Below are 15181 nucleotides of genomic sequence, written 5' to 3'. Positions count from 1 at the left end.
GGAGGCCGAGATGCGCCGCAAGGCCGGTCTGATCCTGCTCGCCCTCGCCGTGTTCTTCGCGGCGCTGTCCCCGCTGCTGCGCTGGTACGCCTTCCCGCGCCTGGCCAAGATCCCGCCGAGCCAGTACCAGGACATGGTCCTGGAGGCCGAGGACGCCACCCTTCTCGACTACGGCACGATGACGGCCCGCAAGGTCGACAAAGTGACCATCGTCCAGACCCTCAAGGGCAACGTGGAGGCCTCCGAACGGATCGAGAAGACGGCGGACCGGGATGTCGTGGTCTGGGACGGCCTGTCCTACGTCCAGGGCCCCGACGGCAAGATGGTCTCCCAGATCCCCGAGCGGTACATCTTCGACGCCCACACTCAGGAACCCGTCCACGCCACGGGCGAGATGGTCGACGGTGATCGCGTGAAACGCGAGGGCATCGAGTTCAAATGGCCCTTCCTCACCGAGAAGAGGGACTACGAGTACTTCGACGCACAGGCCCGCATCACGGCCCCGATCCACTACAAGGGCACCCAGAACTTCCGCGGCGTCGAGGTCTACTACTTCGAGCAGACCATCCCCTGGACGAAGGTCGCCTTCCCCAAGGCCATGCCCGTCGAGGGAATCACCCCCGAGTCCGTCGCCGAGACGGGCACGACCCGCTGGTACACCACGGTCCGCAAGTTCTGGGTCGAGCCGCTGACCGGCGCCCCCGTCTACGGCGAGGAGATCCACAAGGAGGAACTGCGCGGCGGCACCCTGCTCGGCGACCGCGACAAGGTCACCGCGTTCGCCGGCCACGTGAAGATGCGCGAGGACTACATCGACCACACCGTGAACCTGGTCAAGTCCAACCGCACGCTGGTCCTGCTGATGACGTCGTATCTGCCGTGGGGTTTCCTGACCCTCGGCGTGCTGCTCCTGTCGCTCTCCCTCTACCTGGAGGCACGCAGCCGCCGCCCCGGCGACCCGGAGCCGACGAAGAACACCGAACCCGAACCGGTCACCGCCTGAGCCGGGCGTTGGTGTGCCGGGTCGGCTCGGCGGTGGCGGGGTCCTCGGGCCACGGATGCTTCGGATAGCGGCCGCGCAGCTCCGCCCGTACGCCGTTGTAGCCGTCCTTCCAGAAGGAGGCGAGGTCGGCGGTGACGGCGGCGGGGCGCCCGGCGGGGGAGAGCAGATGGACCAGGAGCGGCACCCCGGCGACCGAGGGCGACTCGTGCAGCCCGAACATCTCCTGCAACTTCACGGCGAGGACGGGCTGTTCGGGGTTGCCGTAGTCGATCCGGATTCTGGACCCACTGGGTACGGTGATCCGCTCCGGGGCAAGCTCGTCGAGCCGCCCAGCCTCCCCGGAGGCCCACGGCAACAGCCGGGCGAGCGCCTCCCCGGCGTCGATCCGCGAGAGGTCGGCCCGCCGCCGGGCCCGGCTCAGCTCGGGCTCCAACCACTCGTCCACGCGCGCGTGGAGCGCGTCGTCGCAGACATCGGGCCAGGGCTCGCCGAGGTGCAGATGCAGAAAGGCGAGCCGCTGCCGCAGTACGCCCGCGTCGGCGGACCAGCGCAACAGGCCGAACCCTTCTCGCCGTAGGCCTTCGAGGAGCGCGTCGCGTACGAGCACGGGATCGGCGTCGGCAAGCGGCCGCGAGGCCAGTTCGACGGCCCCCAGCCGCTCGACACGCCGCGCTACGACGTCCCCGCCGGCCCAGTGGACCTCGTCCCGCTCGTCGAGCAGTGCGCCGGCCGCCTGCCGCGCGATGTCCTCATCCACGACGGCCCCGGCCTGCACGCGCGCGTGCCGTTTCCCGACGGGGCGATCAGCCGCAGCGACAGCAATCCAGGGCGCACCACGCAGGCCGCTCCCCTCAGCCACCTCGGCCCGCGTCCCGGAGACCATGAGATACGAACCGCCGTCGGCCTTGGCGACACGCTCAGGGAAGGCAAGCGCGGCAACGAGTCCGACCAGACGGTCCTCACCGACGTTCGCGCGGTCGGCCTCGACGTTCACCTCCACCGGGAGAGAGTCACGGGTGGGCGAGGGTGAAGACTCCCCGACGACGGCCCGCAGCCGCCGGACTTCCGCCCGCCACCGCCCTGCGTAGGCGTCGCCCCCACGCCGGGCAGCCCGCAACGCACCGGCGAGATCATCCCCGTACTCCCGCGGCGCCTCCTCGCTGAGCAGGGCCACAACCTCGGCGACCGCACCGAAGGGACCCGCGTCCAGCAGCGCCCGCCCCAACCGGGGATGCAGCCCCAGCCGAGCCAGACGCACACCCCGCTGCGTGGCTCTGCCGGCGGAGTCCACCGCGCCCACTCCCGCGAGAGCGGCCCGCGCCGCCGCCATCGCCCCACCCGGCGGCGGATCCAGCAATGCCAGCCCGGAGGCGTCCGGATCCCCCAGCACGCCGTCTGCAGCGCGAACGCCGTCAGGTCGGCCAGCAGGATCTCCGGCGACGGAAAACGCGGCAGCCGCGCGTCCTCGGCCTCCGCCCAGCAGCGGTACACCGCACCCGGCGCCTCACGCCCCGCGCGCCCCGCCCGCTGCCGTCCCGCCGCCTGCGAGGCCCGCACCGTCGTCAGCGCGCTCAGCCCGCGCGCATGGTCCACCCGTGGCTCCCGCGCCAGCCCCGAGTCGACGACCACGCGCACGCCGGGAACCGTCAGCGACGACTCCGCCACCGCCGTCGCGAGCACCACCCGGCGCCGCGCCCCGGGCGACAACACCGCGTCCTGCACCGCCGTCGGCGCCCGACCGTGCACCTGGAGCACGTCGACATCCCCCAGATCGCCCAGCTGCCCGGCGACGCGGGCGATCTCCCCGACGCCGGGCAGGAAGCACAGCACGTCCCCCGACCGCTCGGCCAGCGCCCGCCGCACCACCGACGCCACGTGCGCCAGCAACGCCGGATCGACCCGCATGCCGTGCGGCGGCCGCACCGGACGTCCGGGCGGCGCCCACATCACCTCGACCGGATGCGCAGCGCCCTCCGCCTCGACGACCGGCGCCCCGCCCAGCAGCCGCGCCCACCCCTCGGCGTCGGTCGTCGCCGACGCGGCCACCAGCCGCAGCTCCGGCCGCAGCGCCTCCCGTACGTCCCACAGGAACGCCGCCACCGTGTCCGCGTCCAGATGCCGCTCGTGAACCTCGTCGAGCACGACCACGTCGACGCCGCTCAGCTCCTGGTCCCGCTGGAGCCGCTGGAGCAGCACACCGGTCGTGACGACCTCCACGCGCGTGTGCCGCCCGACCGCCCGCTCGCCGCGCACGGTGTAGCCGACGCTCTCGCCGACCTTCTCGCCCAGCAGCCACGCCATCCGCCGCGCCGCAGCCCGGGCCGCGATCCGCCGAGGTTCGGCGACGATCACCCGCCGTGCCGGTCCCTCGCCGAGCAGCCCCGCCAGCGTCGGCGGCACCAGCGTCGTCTTGCCGGTGCCGGGCGGGGCGACGAGGACGGCCGTGCCGTGTCCGTCCAGGGCCTCGCGCAGGGCGGGCAGAGCAGTGCGGACGGGCAGCGCGTCCAGGGCGTCGTAGCGGATCACGCACTCCAGTGTCGTACGTACCCGGAAACGCCCTGCACGCGCGCGTGCGTCAGTCCCTCCCCCTGGGGGCGCCCCCGGCCGACGGCCGGGTGACTTCGGCCGGGGGGACCCCCGTCTCGCTTCGCTCGCAGACGAAGATCGCCGTCCCCGGGATCAGGTTCCCCCGCAGCGGCGACCAGCCGCCCCACTCGGAGGTGTTCCAGGCCGGCCACTCCGGCTCCACCAGATCCACCAGCCGGAAACCCGCCGCCACGATGTCCCGCACACGGTCGCCGAGCGTCCTGTGGTGCTCGACGTAGACCGCGCGGCCCTCGTCGTCCTGTTCGACGTAGGGCGTGCGGTCGAAGTACGACCCCGACACGCTCAAGCCCTCGGGGCCCGGTTCGTCCGGGAACGCCCAGCGGATCGGGTGCGTCACGGAGAACACGAAACGCCCGCCGGGCCGCAGCACCCGCCGGACCTCCCGCAACACCAGCCGCGGATCGGCGACGAACGGAAGCGCACCGTACGCCGAGCACGCCAGGTCGAACGAGCCGTCCGCGAAGGGGAGCGCGGACGCGTCCGCACACACGAGAGGGAACGATCCGCCGATCCGCAGCGCGTGCTGGAGCTGGCGGTGGGAGAGGTCCAGGGCGACCGGACGGGCACCCTGCGCGGCCAGCCAGCGCGCGCACTGGGCCGCGCCGGCGCCGATCTCCAGGACGTCCCTGTCCTTCAGCTGCTCCGGCGGGCCGAGCAGCTCCGCCTCCACCTCGTCGAGACCCTCCGGCCCCCACACGAAGCGGTCGTCGCCGAGGAAGGTGCCGTGCTCGACCTGGTACTCGTCCGCATTGCGGTCCCACCAGCCCCGGTTGGCCCGGGCGCTCTCCGTGACGTCCGCGTGGCGTCGGGTGGCTTCGGTCTCGCTCGCTTCGGGCTCTTGGATGATCGGCTCCCTCGTCGTACTCTTCCGTCCAACCCGCCCCGGCGGTGTCACACGAGGGGCGCACCAGGCCCACATGGCCTGAAGAGACAGGTTTTGTGCCGGGAATGCGGCGATCCGCCCCGGGTGTGCGGCTTCGCGCATTGACCATGCCCGGCTGCCCCCGTATGCTACAAGTTGCGCTGCGGGCCTGCGCACCTCAGACGTAGCAGGCTGCGCTCGCATCTGTTGTATGTCCCCTCGGTTGTCGAGGCGCCACCATCAGTCACTGGTGGGGCGCTTCCTTGGCTGTCCGGCTTCTACAGAGCGAAACGGGCTCCCGGCGTAAGCAGTACCTACGACTTCAATGTCCGTACCGGAGCCCTTTCCCACATGACGAGCAGCACCGAGACCACCGCCACCACCCCGCAGGTAGCGGTCAACGACATCGGTAACGAGGAAGCCTTCCTCGCAGCGATCGACGAGACGATCAAGTACTTCAACGACGGCGACATCGTCGACGGCGTCATCGTGAAGGTCGACCGGGACGAGGTCCTGCTCGACATCGGTTACAAGACCGAAGGCGTTATCCCGAGCCGCGAGCTCTCGATCAAGCACGACGTCGACCCCAACGAGGTCGTCGCCGTCGGTGACGAGATCGAAGCCCTTGTTCTCCAGAAGGAGGACAAGGAAGGCCGCCTGATCCTCTCGAAGAAGCGCGCCCAGTACGAGCGTGCCTGGGGCACCATCGAGAAGATCAAGGAAGAGGACGGGATCGTCACCGGTACCGTCATCGAGGTCGTCAAGGGTGGTCTCATCCTCGACATCGGCCTCCGTGGCTTCCTCCCGGCCTCCCTGGTCGAGATGCGCCGCGTCCGCGACCTTCAGCCCTACGTGGGCAAGGAGCTCGAGGCCAAGATCATCGAGCTGGACAAGAACCGCAACAACGTGGTTCTGTCCCGCCGCGCCTGGCTGGAGCAGACCCAGTCCGAGGTTCGCCAGACGTTCCTCACGACCCTCCAGAAGGGTCAGGTCCGTTCCGGCGTCGTCTCCTCGATCGTCAACTTCGGCGCCTTCGTGGACCTGGGTGGCGTGGACGGTCTGGTTCACGTCTCCGAGCTGTCCTGGAAGCACATCGACCACCCCTCCGAGGTCGTCGAGGTCGGCCAGGAGGTCACCGTCGAGGTCCTCGATGTCGACATGGACCGCGAGCGTGTCTCCCTGTCGCTGAAGGCGACCCAGGAAGACCCGTGGCAGCAGTTCGCCCGCACCCACCAGATCGGCCAGGTCGTGCCCGGCAAGGTCACGAAGCTGGTTCCGTTCGGTGCGTTCGTCCGCGTGGACGAGGGCATCGAGGGTCTGGTCCACATCTCCGAGCTGGCCGAGCGCCACGTGGAGATCCCGGAGCAGGTCGTCCAGGTCAACGACGAGATCTTCGTCAAGGTCATCGACATCGACCTCGAGCGCCGTCGCATCAGCCTCTCGCTGAAGCAGGCCAACGAGTCCTTCGGTGCCGACCCGGCCTCGGTCGAGTTCGACCCGACCCTGTACGGCATGGCCGCGTCGTACGACGACCAGGGCAACTACATCTACCCCGAGGGCTTCGACCCCGAGACCAACGACTGGCTCGAGGGCTACGAGAAGCAGCGCGAGGAGTGGGAGCGTCAGTACGCCGAGGCGCAGCAGCGCTTCGAGCAGCACCAGCAGCAGGTCATCAAGTCCCGCGAGGCCGACGCGGCGGCTGCCGCCGAGGGCGGCGAGGCTGCGGCTCCGGCCGCGACCGGCGGTTCGTACTCCTCCGAGGGTGGCGACCAGTCCGGTGCCCTCGCCTCGGACGAGGCGCTGGCTGCGCTGCGCGAGAAGCTGGCCGGCGGCCAGAGCTGAAACGCTGCCGCTGAGGCTTAGCCGTTGACAATGGGGCCGTACCTTTCGAGGTATGGCCCCTTTGTCGTGTTTGTCGTGTTGGGGGTGTCCGTTGTCGTTCGACTGCGGGCCGTCGGTGGCTTGTCGCGCAGTTCCCCGCGCCCCTGGGCGGCGTTGCCCTCGCCGTTGCGGAAACGTGCGGGATACACCAGTAACTGACGGGCTGTAAGGCTCAGGTGATCAAGTGCGTAGGCCGGGAATGGCCATGCCCGCCCGCGCGTTGTGCAGTACGAACACGAGGAGGAGCGGTCACAGTGCTTGATCCGCAGGGTTTGTACACGTGGGAGCCGAAGGGGCTGGCCGTCGTCGACATGGCGCTCGCCCAGGAGTCGGCCGGTCTTGTCATGCTCTACCACTTCGACGGATACATCGACGCGGGCGAGACCGGCGACCAGATCGTCGACCGGCTCCTCGACTCGCTGCCCCACCAGGTCGTCGCCCGCTTCGACCACGACCGGCTCGTGGACTACCGTGCCCGTCGCCCGCTGCTGACCTTCCGGCGCGACCGCTGGACGGCCTACGACGAGCCCACACTCGCCGTGCGACTGGTCCAGGACGCCACCGGAGCCCCCTTCCTGTTGCTGTCCGGCCCGGAACCGGACGTGGAATGGGAGCGGTTCGCCGCGGCCGTGGAGCAGATCGTGGAGCGCCTCGGCGTCCGCCTCGCCGTGACCTTCCACGGCATCCCCATGGGCGTCCCGCACACCCGCCCCGTGGGCATCACCCCGCACGGCAACCGCACCGAGCTCGTACCGGGCCACCGCAGCCCCTTCGACGAGGCCCAGGTGCCCGGCAGCGCCGATGCACTCGTCGAGTACCGCCTCATGGAGGCCGGGCACGACGTCCTGGGCGTCGCCGCACATGTCCCGCACTACATCGCCCGCTCCCCGTACCCGGACGCGGCGCTCACCGCCCTGGAGGCCATCACGGCGGCCACCGGACTGGTCCTTCCCGGCATCGCGCACTCCCTGCGCACGGAGGCCTACCGTACGCAGACCGAGATCGACCGGCAGATCCAGGAGGGCGACGAGGACCTCACCGCCCTGGTCCAGGGCCTCGAGCACCAGTACGACGCCGTCGCGGGCGCCGAAACCCGCGGCAACATGCTCGCCGAGCCCGCCGAGATCCCGTCGGCGGACGAGATCGGGCGGGAGTTCGAGAGGTTCCTGGCGGAGCGGGAAGGGGACAACTAGGGCTCGCCCCGGGGGCCAGGCCGGTCCCAGGGCGCCCGCCCGGTGGTCGCAGCACCGGCTGGGTGCGTTGTCACTGGCAGACCCTAAACTTCCGGTCATGCTGAAGGTGGGCCTGACCGGTGGGATCGGCGCCGGCAAGAGTGAGGTGTCACGGCTGCTCGTCGAGTGCGGGGCCGTGCTGATCGACGCGGACCGCATCGCGCGCGAGGTGGTCGCGCCGGGCACGCCCGGTCTCGCCGCGGTCGTCGAGGCCTTCGGCGAGGACATGCTCGCCGAAGACGGCAGCCTGGACCGGCCCAAGCTGGGCTCCATCGTCTTCGCCGACCCGGACAAGCTCGCCGTCCTGAACTCGATCGTGCACCCCTTGGTGGGGGCCCGCTCCCGCGAGCTGGAGGCGGCGGCCGCCGAGGACGCCGTCGTCGTCCATGACGTCCCGCTGCTCACCGAGAACGGGCTGGCGTCGCTGTACGACCTGGTGGTCGTCGTCGACGCGAGCCCCGAGACCCAGCTCGACCGTCTCGTACAGCTGCGAGGCATGACGGAGGAAGACGCACGCGCGCGTATGGCGGCCCAGGCGACGCGCGAGCAGCGCCTGAAGATCGCGGACATCGTCATCGACAACGACGTACCGCTGGGGGAGCTTCAGCAGCGTGTGAAGGACGTATGGGCCGATCTCGTCCGGAGGGCGCAGACGTCCCAGGAGCCGCACCAGGAATAGCGGCCCCGTGACCGGGCGTTGAAACCGGTCAGTAAGGGAAGGACTCTGCCGTGCCCGACACCAGCGGATCGACCGGACGTACTCCGGAGACGCATGTCATCGACTTCCGAGCCGCCGAGCACCTGCTCGCCGCACGGGATCCGCGGGGTGCGGTGAAGCTGCTCGACGGAGTCATCGCCGCGCACCCGGAGAACACCGCGGCCCGGCTCTTGCGTGCGCGTGCCTTCTTCGCGGCCGCGCAGCTGCGGCCAGCGGAGCTGGAGTTCACCATCGTCCTGGAGCGCGAGCCGGACAACGCGTTCGCCCACTTCGCGCTCGCCCGGACGTACGAACGCCAAGGGCGGCCCGAGCAGGCCAAGCGCCACTTCCGCCTGGCGGCGGCGCTGGACCCGAAACCGCAGTATCTGAAGGCGGCCCGGTTCGAGGGGTGAGAGCGCGTCGGCGCCCCCTGAGCAGGCGCTACGGGGCCCGGTCGTCCGGCGGCCGGTACGGTGGGACGTCCGGGCCCGGCTGGTAGTGCGGGCCCTGGCGGATGTGCCTGAGGACCACGGCAAGATCGATGGTGACCACCAGCCAGAGCACACCGCAGGCGATCGCCCACCCCGGCCGCCCTGCCAGAGCGAACGCGACCGTCCCGAAGGTCGCCCAGAGCAGCCCCCACACGCTCAGCCAGAAGCGCATACGCAGTGCACTGCGCGCTGTCACCGGCTCACTGCCCGTACGCATCGGATCACCACTCCTTCTTGAAACGTACTCTTCGGTGCGGACGTTCTCCAAGGGGGGAGACGGGGGGCCTCGCAGGGTCGTTTCCGTGGTGAGACCAGCGCCTTTGCTCCGCCTTCGCCACTCGAACGGGTGAACCCGAGGTGGGCGGGAACGGGCGTGCGGATGCGGTCCGTTGGACTGGCATGGAGCTGAAAATGCGAGAAGGACACCACGGGACAGGTCCCGGAGCCATCACCCCGGACGGCTGCGCAGTCGAGCTCTACTCACGGCTGCCCGTCGGCACCGAGCCGGACATCATCGCCGCGGCCGTACCCGCGGGCGCGCACATCCTGGAACTCGGCTGCGGGGTGGGCCGCATGACGCACCCGCTGCTGGAGCGCGGCTACGCGATCACCGCGGTGGACGAGTCCCCCGACATGCTCGTACGCGTCCGCGGTGCCCGCACGATATGCAGCCCGATCGAGGAACTCGACCTGGGCGAGAGGTTCGACGCGGTCCTGCTCGCGTCGTTCCTGGTGCACACGGGGGACGTGGAGGTGCGGCACGGCCTGCTGCGGACCTGCGTCCGCCACCTGGCGGACGGCGGCTGCGTGCTGATCCAGCGGGAGGGCGAGGACTACCACACGAACGTACCGCGCGAGCGGGTCGATGCCTCCGGCTTCACCCTGCGGATCGTGTCGTCGGAACCGCTCGGGGACGGCACGAACTCGGTCCGCGCGGAGTACGAGTTCCCCGACGCGACCTGGACCCAGACGTTCCGGGCCCGGCCGCTGACGAAGGAGGAGTTCGAGGAGGCGCTGGCGGAGGCGGGGCTAAGAGTGGACGAGTACCTGACGGAGGACCGGATATGGGTGAGGGCGGTCGCGGCGGGCTGATGGCCGGGGCGGGCGGCTGCGGGGAGGGCACGCAGGGATTTCCCTCGGATGCGATGAGTTCCGAAGCGCGGGCGGGTCTGTCCAGGTGACAGCATCACGGACCGCTTCACCTGCCCAGGAGACCCTCATGTCCGAGTCCACCGCTTCCGCAGCCTCCGTCGCCTCGTCCGGCACCGTCGTCGCCGAGTCCGAGACGGCGCGGGGGCGTCGTGCCCGTATCGCCCTGCGTTCTCTCCAGGTCGTGCTCGCGCTCTTCTTCGCGACCGCGAGCGCCCTCCCCAAGCTGATCGGCCACTCTTCGGCCACCGAGATCTTCGACGACATGGGCTGGGGCAGCGTCGGGATGTACAGCATCGGTGCGCTTGAACTGGCCGGTGCAGCCGGCCTGTTGCTGCCGCTGCTGCAGTCCGTCGCGGCGATCGGGCTGAGCGGGCTGATGGTGGGCGCGTTCATCGTCCAGCTCACCGTCTTCGACGGCGAGCATGCGGCGACACCCCTGATCCTGCTCGTGCCGCTCACCCTGATCGCCTGGGCGCGGCGGCGGCAGAACGGGGAGTTGCTGCGGGTGGTGCTTCGACGGGGGTGAGTGTTCCGGCCACGGGCGGTCGTGCCGAGGGCGCGCACGGATCGACGTGGGCGACACTCGGTGAGCCCCACCCGGGGAGGTCCTCGGCGGTGGTGGCCGGTCGTCCAGTGGGCGACCGGTCATCGTCCCCCGGCACGGCCTTCCGTCCGCCCCCGGCCGCCAGGGGCCTCTGGACCGCTGAAGCCGCCCGGACCACCGAGGCCGCCCAGGGCGCGTAGGCGTTCCAGTTCGCGGCGGTCCCGCTTGGTCGGTCGGCCGGTGCCTCGGTCGCGGATGCCGACGGGGGCGACGGCCTCGCGGGGCGGGGGCGGCGGGCTGTTGTCGATGTAGCACTGGACGGCCACCGGGGCGCCGACCCGCTTGCGGATCAGCCGCTTGACGACGACGATCCGCTCCCGGTTCTCCTGCCGCAGACGCACCTCGTCGCCGACGCGGACGGAATGCGCGGGCTTGACCCGCTCGCCGTTCACGCGCACATGGCCGCCCCGGCAGGCCGTGGCGCCCTGGGAACGGGTCTTGACCAGCCGTACGGACCAGATCCAGCTGTCGATGCGGACGGTCTCGCCGTTCGCCGGTCCGGCCGCCTCGGCGGCTGCCACGGCGGCGGCGATCTTCGGATCCATGGCCTTTGGTTCTTCTGGTTCTTCGGCCTTCGGACCCAGTTCCTCAGGTTCTTCAGCTTGCGGGGCCAGGCCGACCGTCGTGTCCGTGCCGGTCTGCGGATCTCCACCGGCCTGGGCATGCGTGCCCTTCCGGCCGTTGCTGCCGCTTCTGTCCCTGCCGGTGCGCTCCGAGCCCATGTCTCGACCTTAGCCCTCCGGGTCGGTCGCGTCCGAATGCCTTTTGCCGCCGGTCAAGGCATACGTCTGGACCAATGGCCCAGCACCCACCATGATGACGTCGCCATGACAACGTAGTCCTCGGATGGTGACCGTGCGCGGATCCCTCGTCAGAGCCACACTGGCCGCCGTACTCCTGATGGCGCCTTTCCCCGCGGTCGCGCAGGAGACCGCGACCACACAGGCCCCCCGCGCAGCCGAGGAACCGGAGTCCGCCGCTCAACCCGCGGCCAATGCCGCCGCCGGGGACTGGACGCCCCCGCTCAGCACCCGGGGCCGCTGGATCGTCGACGCCGACGGTGACCGTTTCAAGCTGCGCTCAGGCAACTGGCACGGAGCGAGCGGCACCTGGAACGGTTCGGGAAGCGCGGACGAGGACGTCAACCACCACGCCGGTGAGAACTCCGGCCGGATACCGCTCGGCCTGGACCGCGCCCCCATGGCCGAGATCATCGCCGGTTTCCAGGAGCTCGGGATCAACAGCATCCGGCTGCCCTTCTCCAACGAGATGATCCACGACAGCCGTCCTGTCACCGACGATTCCGTCGCCGCCAACCCCTCCCTGCGCGGCAGAACCCCGCTCGAGGTGTACGACGTCGTGGTCCGTGAGCTCACTGCTGCCGGACTCGCGGTGATCCTCAACAACCACACCAACACCACCCGCTGGTGCTGCGGAGTCGACGGCAACGAGCGCTGGAACGCGAGCCAGTCCACCGGGACATGGGAGAACGACTGGCTGTTCATGGCCCGCCGCTACAAGGACAACCAGCGCGTGGTCGGCGCCGACCTCTACAACGAGGTGCGTCGCAATGTCTGGGACGACCCCAACTGGGGGATCGGCGACAACCACGACTGGTTCGCCGCCTCGCAGCGCGTCGGCGACCGCATCCTGACGGAGGCGAATCCTGGCCTCCTGATCATCGTCGAGGGCATCAACTGGACGGGCATCCCCGTCGACGGCTTCGCGCACGAACGCCCCACCCTGGAGCCCGTACGCCGCCTCTCGCACACCCTCGTCGACTCCGGCAAGCTCGTGTACTCCGCCCACTTCTACGACTACACCGGCCCGAACCACAGCGGAGCGACCGGAACGGGGGAGACCAGCGACCCCCGCTACCGCGACCTGAGCCCCGCCGAACTGATCGAGGTACTGAACCGCCAGGCCTCGTTCGTGACCGCCGAACAGGACCAGCACTTCACCGCCCCCGTCTGGATCAGCGAGTTCGGCATCGGCGGCCGGGACGAGACCGGTGTGAAACAGCGAGCCTGGTTCGAGAACTTCGTCGACCACCTGATCCGTACCGACGCCGACTTCGCGTACTGGCCGCTCGTCGGCTGGCACGAGGACCGCAAGGGCAACGGCTGGGCCCTGCTGCACTGGGACTCCGCAGGCAACCGTATGGGCCTGTATGACGGCGACGACTGGCGGGCCGCCGCCTGGACCCGGCTGATCGGCGCCCAGGGCCGCACCGGTCGCGTCGCCCCCGCGACGGAGTGGTCGATGCTCAGCCCCGACCACGGCGACTTCGTCCAGTCGCGGCGGATGCGCGCGCTCCCCGACTGGGACTCCGGCGCCCGCAAGGCCGTCTGCCCCGACGGGCAGCGCCTACTCGGCCTCAGCCACACGGGCAACCGCGGCCTGTGCACGGACGTGTCCGCCGGTGCCCTGTGGGACCCGGCCGGCGGACACGAAGCAGTCGTCGACGAGCGGCACGTCAGGCCCGGCCAGGACTGGGCGTCCGGCTACACCAAGCTGCAGTGCGCCGACGGTCGGTTCCTGACCGGGTACAGCATCCGCGGAGCCGCCGTTTCCGCCGCCCTGTGCGCGGCCGCACCGTCCGGCAGGCTCGGCACGAGCGGCCGTACGGTCTGGTTCGACCGGGGCGACAACAGGGGATCGGCCCCCAAGGGCGGGGACTTCGCGCAGGGTCACTACAAGGGGCAGTGCGCGGACGACGAGTACGCGGCCGGGATCGCGTACACGGGCCGGGTGGGGTCGGCACGGACGCCGGATGCGTTGTACTGCCGCAAGCTGGGCTGACCGCCCGGCGCACCCGGATCTACGGTGGACCCATGGACACCGGCAGCCTCTGCGCCCTCGACCAGCGGATCGCGGGCTGCCGGGCATGCCCGCGGCTGGTTGCCTGGCGTGAGGAGGTGGCCCGTACCAAGCGCGCCGCCTTCGCCGACTGGACGTACTGGGGGCGGCCCGTCCCGGGCTTCGGCCCGGCGGACGCCCGGCTGCTGATCGTCGGCCTGGCCCCGGCCGCGCACGGCGGCAACCGCACCGGCCGGATGTTCACCGGCGACCGGTCCGGGGACGTGCTGTACGAGGCGTTGTTCGACGTGGGCCTGGCCTCACAGCCCACCTCCCGCACCGCCGACGACGGCCTGGAGCTCTACGGCGTACGCGTCACCGCCCCCGTCCACTGCGCCCCGCCCGCCAACAAACCCACCCCGAGGAACGGGACACCTGCCGCCCCTGGCTCGTACAGGAACTGCACCTGCTGCGCCCCACCCTGCGGGCGGTGGTCGTGCTCGGCGCCTTCGGCTGGCAGGCCGCGCTGCCGGCGTTCGCGGAGGCGGGCTGGACGGTGCCGCGGCCCCGGCCGGCCTTCGCGCACGGCGCGCGGGTGACCCTCGACGGACTGGACCTCTTCGGCTGCTTCCACGTCAGCCAGCGCAACACCTTCACCGGCCGCCTCACCCCTCAGATGCTGCGGGACGTGCTGCGCACAGCGGCGCGTACGGCGGGCCTGGCGGCGTGAAACTGACGGGACAGGGCCGCCGTAGCGACGTTACGGTGCCCCGATGGGCCTCTATCCGGAGATCGAACCGTACGACCACGGCATGCTCGACGTCGGTGACGGCAACCGCATCTACTGGGAGACCTGCGGCAACCCGCACGGCAAGCCCGCGGTGATGCTGCACGGCGGGCCCGGCTCCGGCTGCTCCCCGAGCTTCCGGCGCTACTTCGACCCGGACGCCTACCGCATCGTGCTGCTCGACCAGCGCGGCTGCGGGCGTTCGACACCGCCGGCGAGCGCGTACGACACCGACATGAGCGTCAATACGACGCCGCACATCATCGCCGACCTGGAGCTGCTGCGGCGCCACCTCGGGATCGAGCGGTGGCTGGTGTGGGGCGTGTCATGGGGGTCGGTGCTCGGGCTGCGGTACGCGCAGACGCACCCCGGTGCGGTGTCCGAGCTGGTGCTGACCGGTGTCGCGACCGGCTCGAACGCCGAAGTGGCCCTGATGACCAGGGGGCTTGGCCGGATCTTCCCGGAGGCCTTCGAACGCTTCATGGGCGAGCTGCCCGTGGCCGAACGCGAAGGAAACCTCGCCGCCGCGTACAACCGGCTGCTGGAGTCCCCCGATCCGGCGGTGCGGGAGCGGGCGGCGCGTGCCTGGACCGACTGGGAGACGGCGATCATCCCAGCGCCGCCGCGATCCGTGGAACGCTACGAGGACCCGGCGTTCCGCATGGGCTTCGCCCGCACGGTGACGCACTACTGGGGCAAGGGCCACCTGCTGGGCGAGGGCGTCGACGACGATGTCGTCCTGCGCGACGCCTACCTGCTGAAGGGCATCCCCGGCACCCTCGTCCAGGGCGGCCTCGACTTCGGCAACCTGCTCGGCATCGTCTGGCGGCTGCACCACGCGTGGCCGGGCAGCGAGCTGGTGGTGGTCGACGAGGTCGGGCACAACGCGGGTGCGCCGGGGATGACGGAGGTGTTGGTGGCGGCGACGGACAAGTACGCGGCAGGGTCGGGGCGGCGGTGAAGCTCGCGGAGTCGCGGGTTGGGCCAGGGCTGACGACCAGCAAGGCGGGGAGTTGTGCGAAGCCGCTGCCGAAGAGGAGGGGGTGTGGGGCACTGTCGGAGTGAC

At 70.8% G+C, this 15181-nt stretch carries 12 protein-coding genes and 3 pseudogenes; 11 read left to right on the top strand and 4 right to left on the bottom strand.

All coding sequences use genetic code 11. From position 1 onward, the window contains the following. The first annotated feature begins 10 nt into the window (after positions 1-10). Entirely contained in the window at positions 11-1003 is a 993-nt protein-coding gene (locus tag StrepF001_RS06770; RefSeq protein WP_129797333.1) for a DUF3068 domain-containing protein, read from the top strand. Here StrepF001_RS06770 and hrpB read toward each other — a convergent pair. Next, positions 993-3529: pseudogene (hrpB, locus tag StrepF001_RS06765) on the bottom strand (ATP-dependent helicase HrpB). The gene StrepF001_RS06770 and the pseudogene hrpB overlap by 11 nt on opposite strands. Positions 3530-3578: 49 nt before the next feature. Further along, positions 3579-4529 carry a class I SAM-dependent methyltransferase gene (locus tag StrepF001_RS06760; RefSeq protein ID WP_240797315.1) on the bottom strand — a complete coding sequence of 317 codons (951 nt, stop codon included), beginning with the start codon at positions 4527-4529 and terminating at the stop codon, positions 3579-3581. A 294-nt stretch (positions 4530-4823) separates the two neighbouring features. Here StrepF001_RS06760 and rpsA point away from each other — a divergent pair, with 294 nt between their 5' ends. The 4 genes from rpsA to StrepF001_RS06735 all read left to right on the top strand — a co-directional run bounded on the left by rpsA (position 4824) and on the right by StrepF001_RS06735 (position 8695). Beyond that, positions 4824-6314, top strand: coding sequence for a 30S ribosomal protein S1 (rpsA, locus tag StrepF001_RS06750; RefSeq protein WP_129797332.1), 1491 nt, complete (start codon positions 4824-4826; stop codon positions 6312-6314). A 293-nt stretch (positions 6315-6607) separates the two neighbouring features. After that, complete coding sequence (locus StrepF001_RS06745) at positions 6608-7546, top strand: PAC2 family protein (protein WP_129797331.1); 939 nt, start codon at positions 6608-6610, stop codon at positions 7544-7546. Positions 7547-7643: 97 nt separating this feature from the next. Then, complete coding sequence (gene coaE / locus StrepF001_RS06740; RefSeq protein ID WP_129797330.1) at positions 7644-8264, top strand: dephospho-CoA kinase; 621 nt, start codon at positions 7644-7646, stop codon at positions 8262-8264. Positions 8265-8314: 50 nt separating this feature from the next. Continuing rightward, the gene (locus tag StrepF001_RS06735) at positions 8315-8695 is read left to right on the top strand and encodes a tetratricopeptide repeat protein (RefSeq protein WP_129797329.1); all 381 of its coding nucleotides are present in this window, start codon (positions 8315-8317) and stop codon (positions 8693-8695) included. A 28-nt stretch (positions 8696-8723) separates the two neighbouring features. Here StrepF001_RS06735 and StrepF001_RS06730 read toward each other — a convergent pair whose 3' ends face one another. Then, entirely contained in the window at positions 8724-8990 is a 267-nt protein-coding gene (locus StrepF001_RS06730; protein ID WP_129797328.1) for a DUF6343 family protein, read from the bottom strand. A 194-nt stretch (positions 8991-9184) separates the two neighbouring features. Between StrepF001_RS06730 and StrepF001_RS06725 the strand changes: the two genes are divergently transcribed. Together StrepF001_RS06725 and StrepF001_RS06720 are read left to right on the top strand one after the other, a co-directional pair. Continuing rightward, positions 9185-9865 carry a class I SAM-dependent methyltransferase gene (locus tag StrepF001_RS06725; protein WP_129797327.1) on the top strand — a complete coding sequence of 227 codons (681 nt, stop codon included), beginning with the start codon at positions 9185-9187 and terminating at the stop codon, positions 9863-9865. Positions 9866-9992: 127 nt separating this feature from the next. Then, positions 9993-10451, top strand: a complete 459-nt coding sequence (locus StrepF001_RS06720) for a DoxX family protein (protein ID WP_129797326.1) — start codon at positions 9993-9995, stop codon at positions 10449-10451. 119 nt (positions 10452-10570) lie between these two features. Here StrepF001_RS06720 and StrepF001_RS06715 read toward each other — a convergent pair whose 3' ends face one another. Beyond that, on the bottom strand, positions 10571-11251 hold the full coding sequence (locus StrepF001_RS06715) for an RNA-binding S4 domain-containing protein (RefSeq protein ID WP_346656908.1): 681 nt from the start codon (positions 11249-11251) through the stop codon (positions 10571-10573). Between the two features lie 124 nt (positions 11252-11375). Here StrepF001_RS06715 and StrepF001_RS06710 point away from each other — a divergent pair, with 124 nt between their 5' ends. The 4 genes and pseudogenes from StrepF001_RS06710 to StrepF001_RS47310 all read left to right on the top strand — a co-directional run. Beyond that, the gene (locus StrepF001_RS06710) at positions 11376-13331 is read left to right on the top strand and encodes a cellulase family glycosylhydrolase (RefSeq protein WP_129797325.1); all 1956 of its coding nucleotides are present in this window, start codon (positions 11376-11378) and stop codon (positions 13329-13331) included. A 32-nt stretch (positions 13332-13363) separates the two neighbouring features. Continuing rightward, a pseudogene (locus StrepF001_RS06705) lies at positions 13364-14058 on the top strand (uracil-DNA glycosylase). Positions 14059-14101: 43 nt separating this feature from the next. Next, positions 14102-15076, top strand: coding sequence for a prolyl aminopeptidase (gene pip / locus StrepF001_RS06700; RefSeq protein ID WP_129797324.1), 975 nt, complete (start codon positions 14102-14104; stop codon positions 15074-15076). After that, a pseudogene (locus StrepF001_RS47310) lies at positions 15061-15180 on the top strand (Asp/Glu/hydantoin racemase); the annotation flags it as partial. The gene pip and the pseudogene StrepF001_RS47310, both read left to right, overlap by 16 nt. Position 15181 lies beyond the last annotated feature (1 nt).

The sequence above is a fragment of the Streptomyces sp. F001 genome, from assembly GCF_004187715.1.
GTDB lineage: Bacteria > Actinomycetota > Actinomycetes > Streptomycetales > Streptomycetaceae > Streptomyces > Streptomyces flavusporus.
Note: the sequence above shows the minus strand (reverse complement) of the source record. Positions and strands in the feature narration are given on the sequence as shown.

Coding starts and splice junctions, on each gene's coding strand:
- StrepF001_RS06770 (WP_129797333.1), top strand. CDS start 11: ATGCGCCGCAAGGCCGGTCTGATCCTGCTCGCCCTCGCCGTGTTCTTC.
- StrepF001_RS06760 (WP_240797315.1), bottom strand. CDS start 4,529: ATGTGGGCCTGGTGCGCCCCTCGTGTGACACCGCCGGGGCGGGTTGGA.
- rpsA (WP_129797332.1), top strand. CDS start 4,824: ATGACGAGCAGCACCGAGACCACCGCCACCACCCCGCAGGTAGCGGTC.
- coaE (WP_129797330.1), top strand. CDS start 7,644: ATGCTGAAGGTGGGCCTGACCGGTGGGATCGGCGCCGGCAAGAGTGAG.
- StrepF001_RS06730 (WP_129797328.1), bottom strand. CDS start 8,990: ATGCGTACGGGCAGTGAGCCGGTGACAGCGCGCAGTGCACTGCGTATG.
- StrepF001_RS06725 (WP_129797327.1), top strand. CDS start 9,185: ATGCGAGAAGGACACCACGGGACAGGTCCCGGAGCCATCACCCCGGAC.
- StrepF001_RS06720 (WP_129797326.1), top strand. CDS start 9,993: ATGTCCGAGTCCACCGCTTCCGCAGCCTCCGTCGCCTCGTCCGGCACC.
- StrepF001_RS06715 (WP_346656908.1), bottom strand. CDS start 11,251: ATGGGCTCGGAGCGCACCGGCAGGGACAGAAGCGGCAGCAACGGCCGG.
- StrepF001_RS06710 (WP_129797325.1), top strand. CDS start 11,376: ATGGTGACCGTGCGCGGATCCCTCGTCAGAGCCACACTGGCCGCCGTA.
- pip (WP_129797324.1), top strand. CDS start 14,102: ATGGGCCTCTATCCGGAGATCGAACCGTACGACCACGGCATGCTCGAC.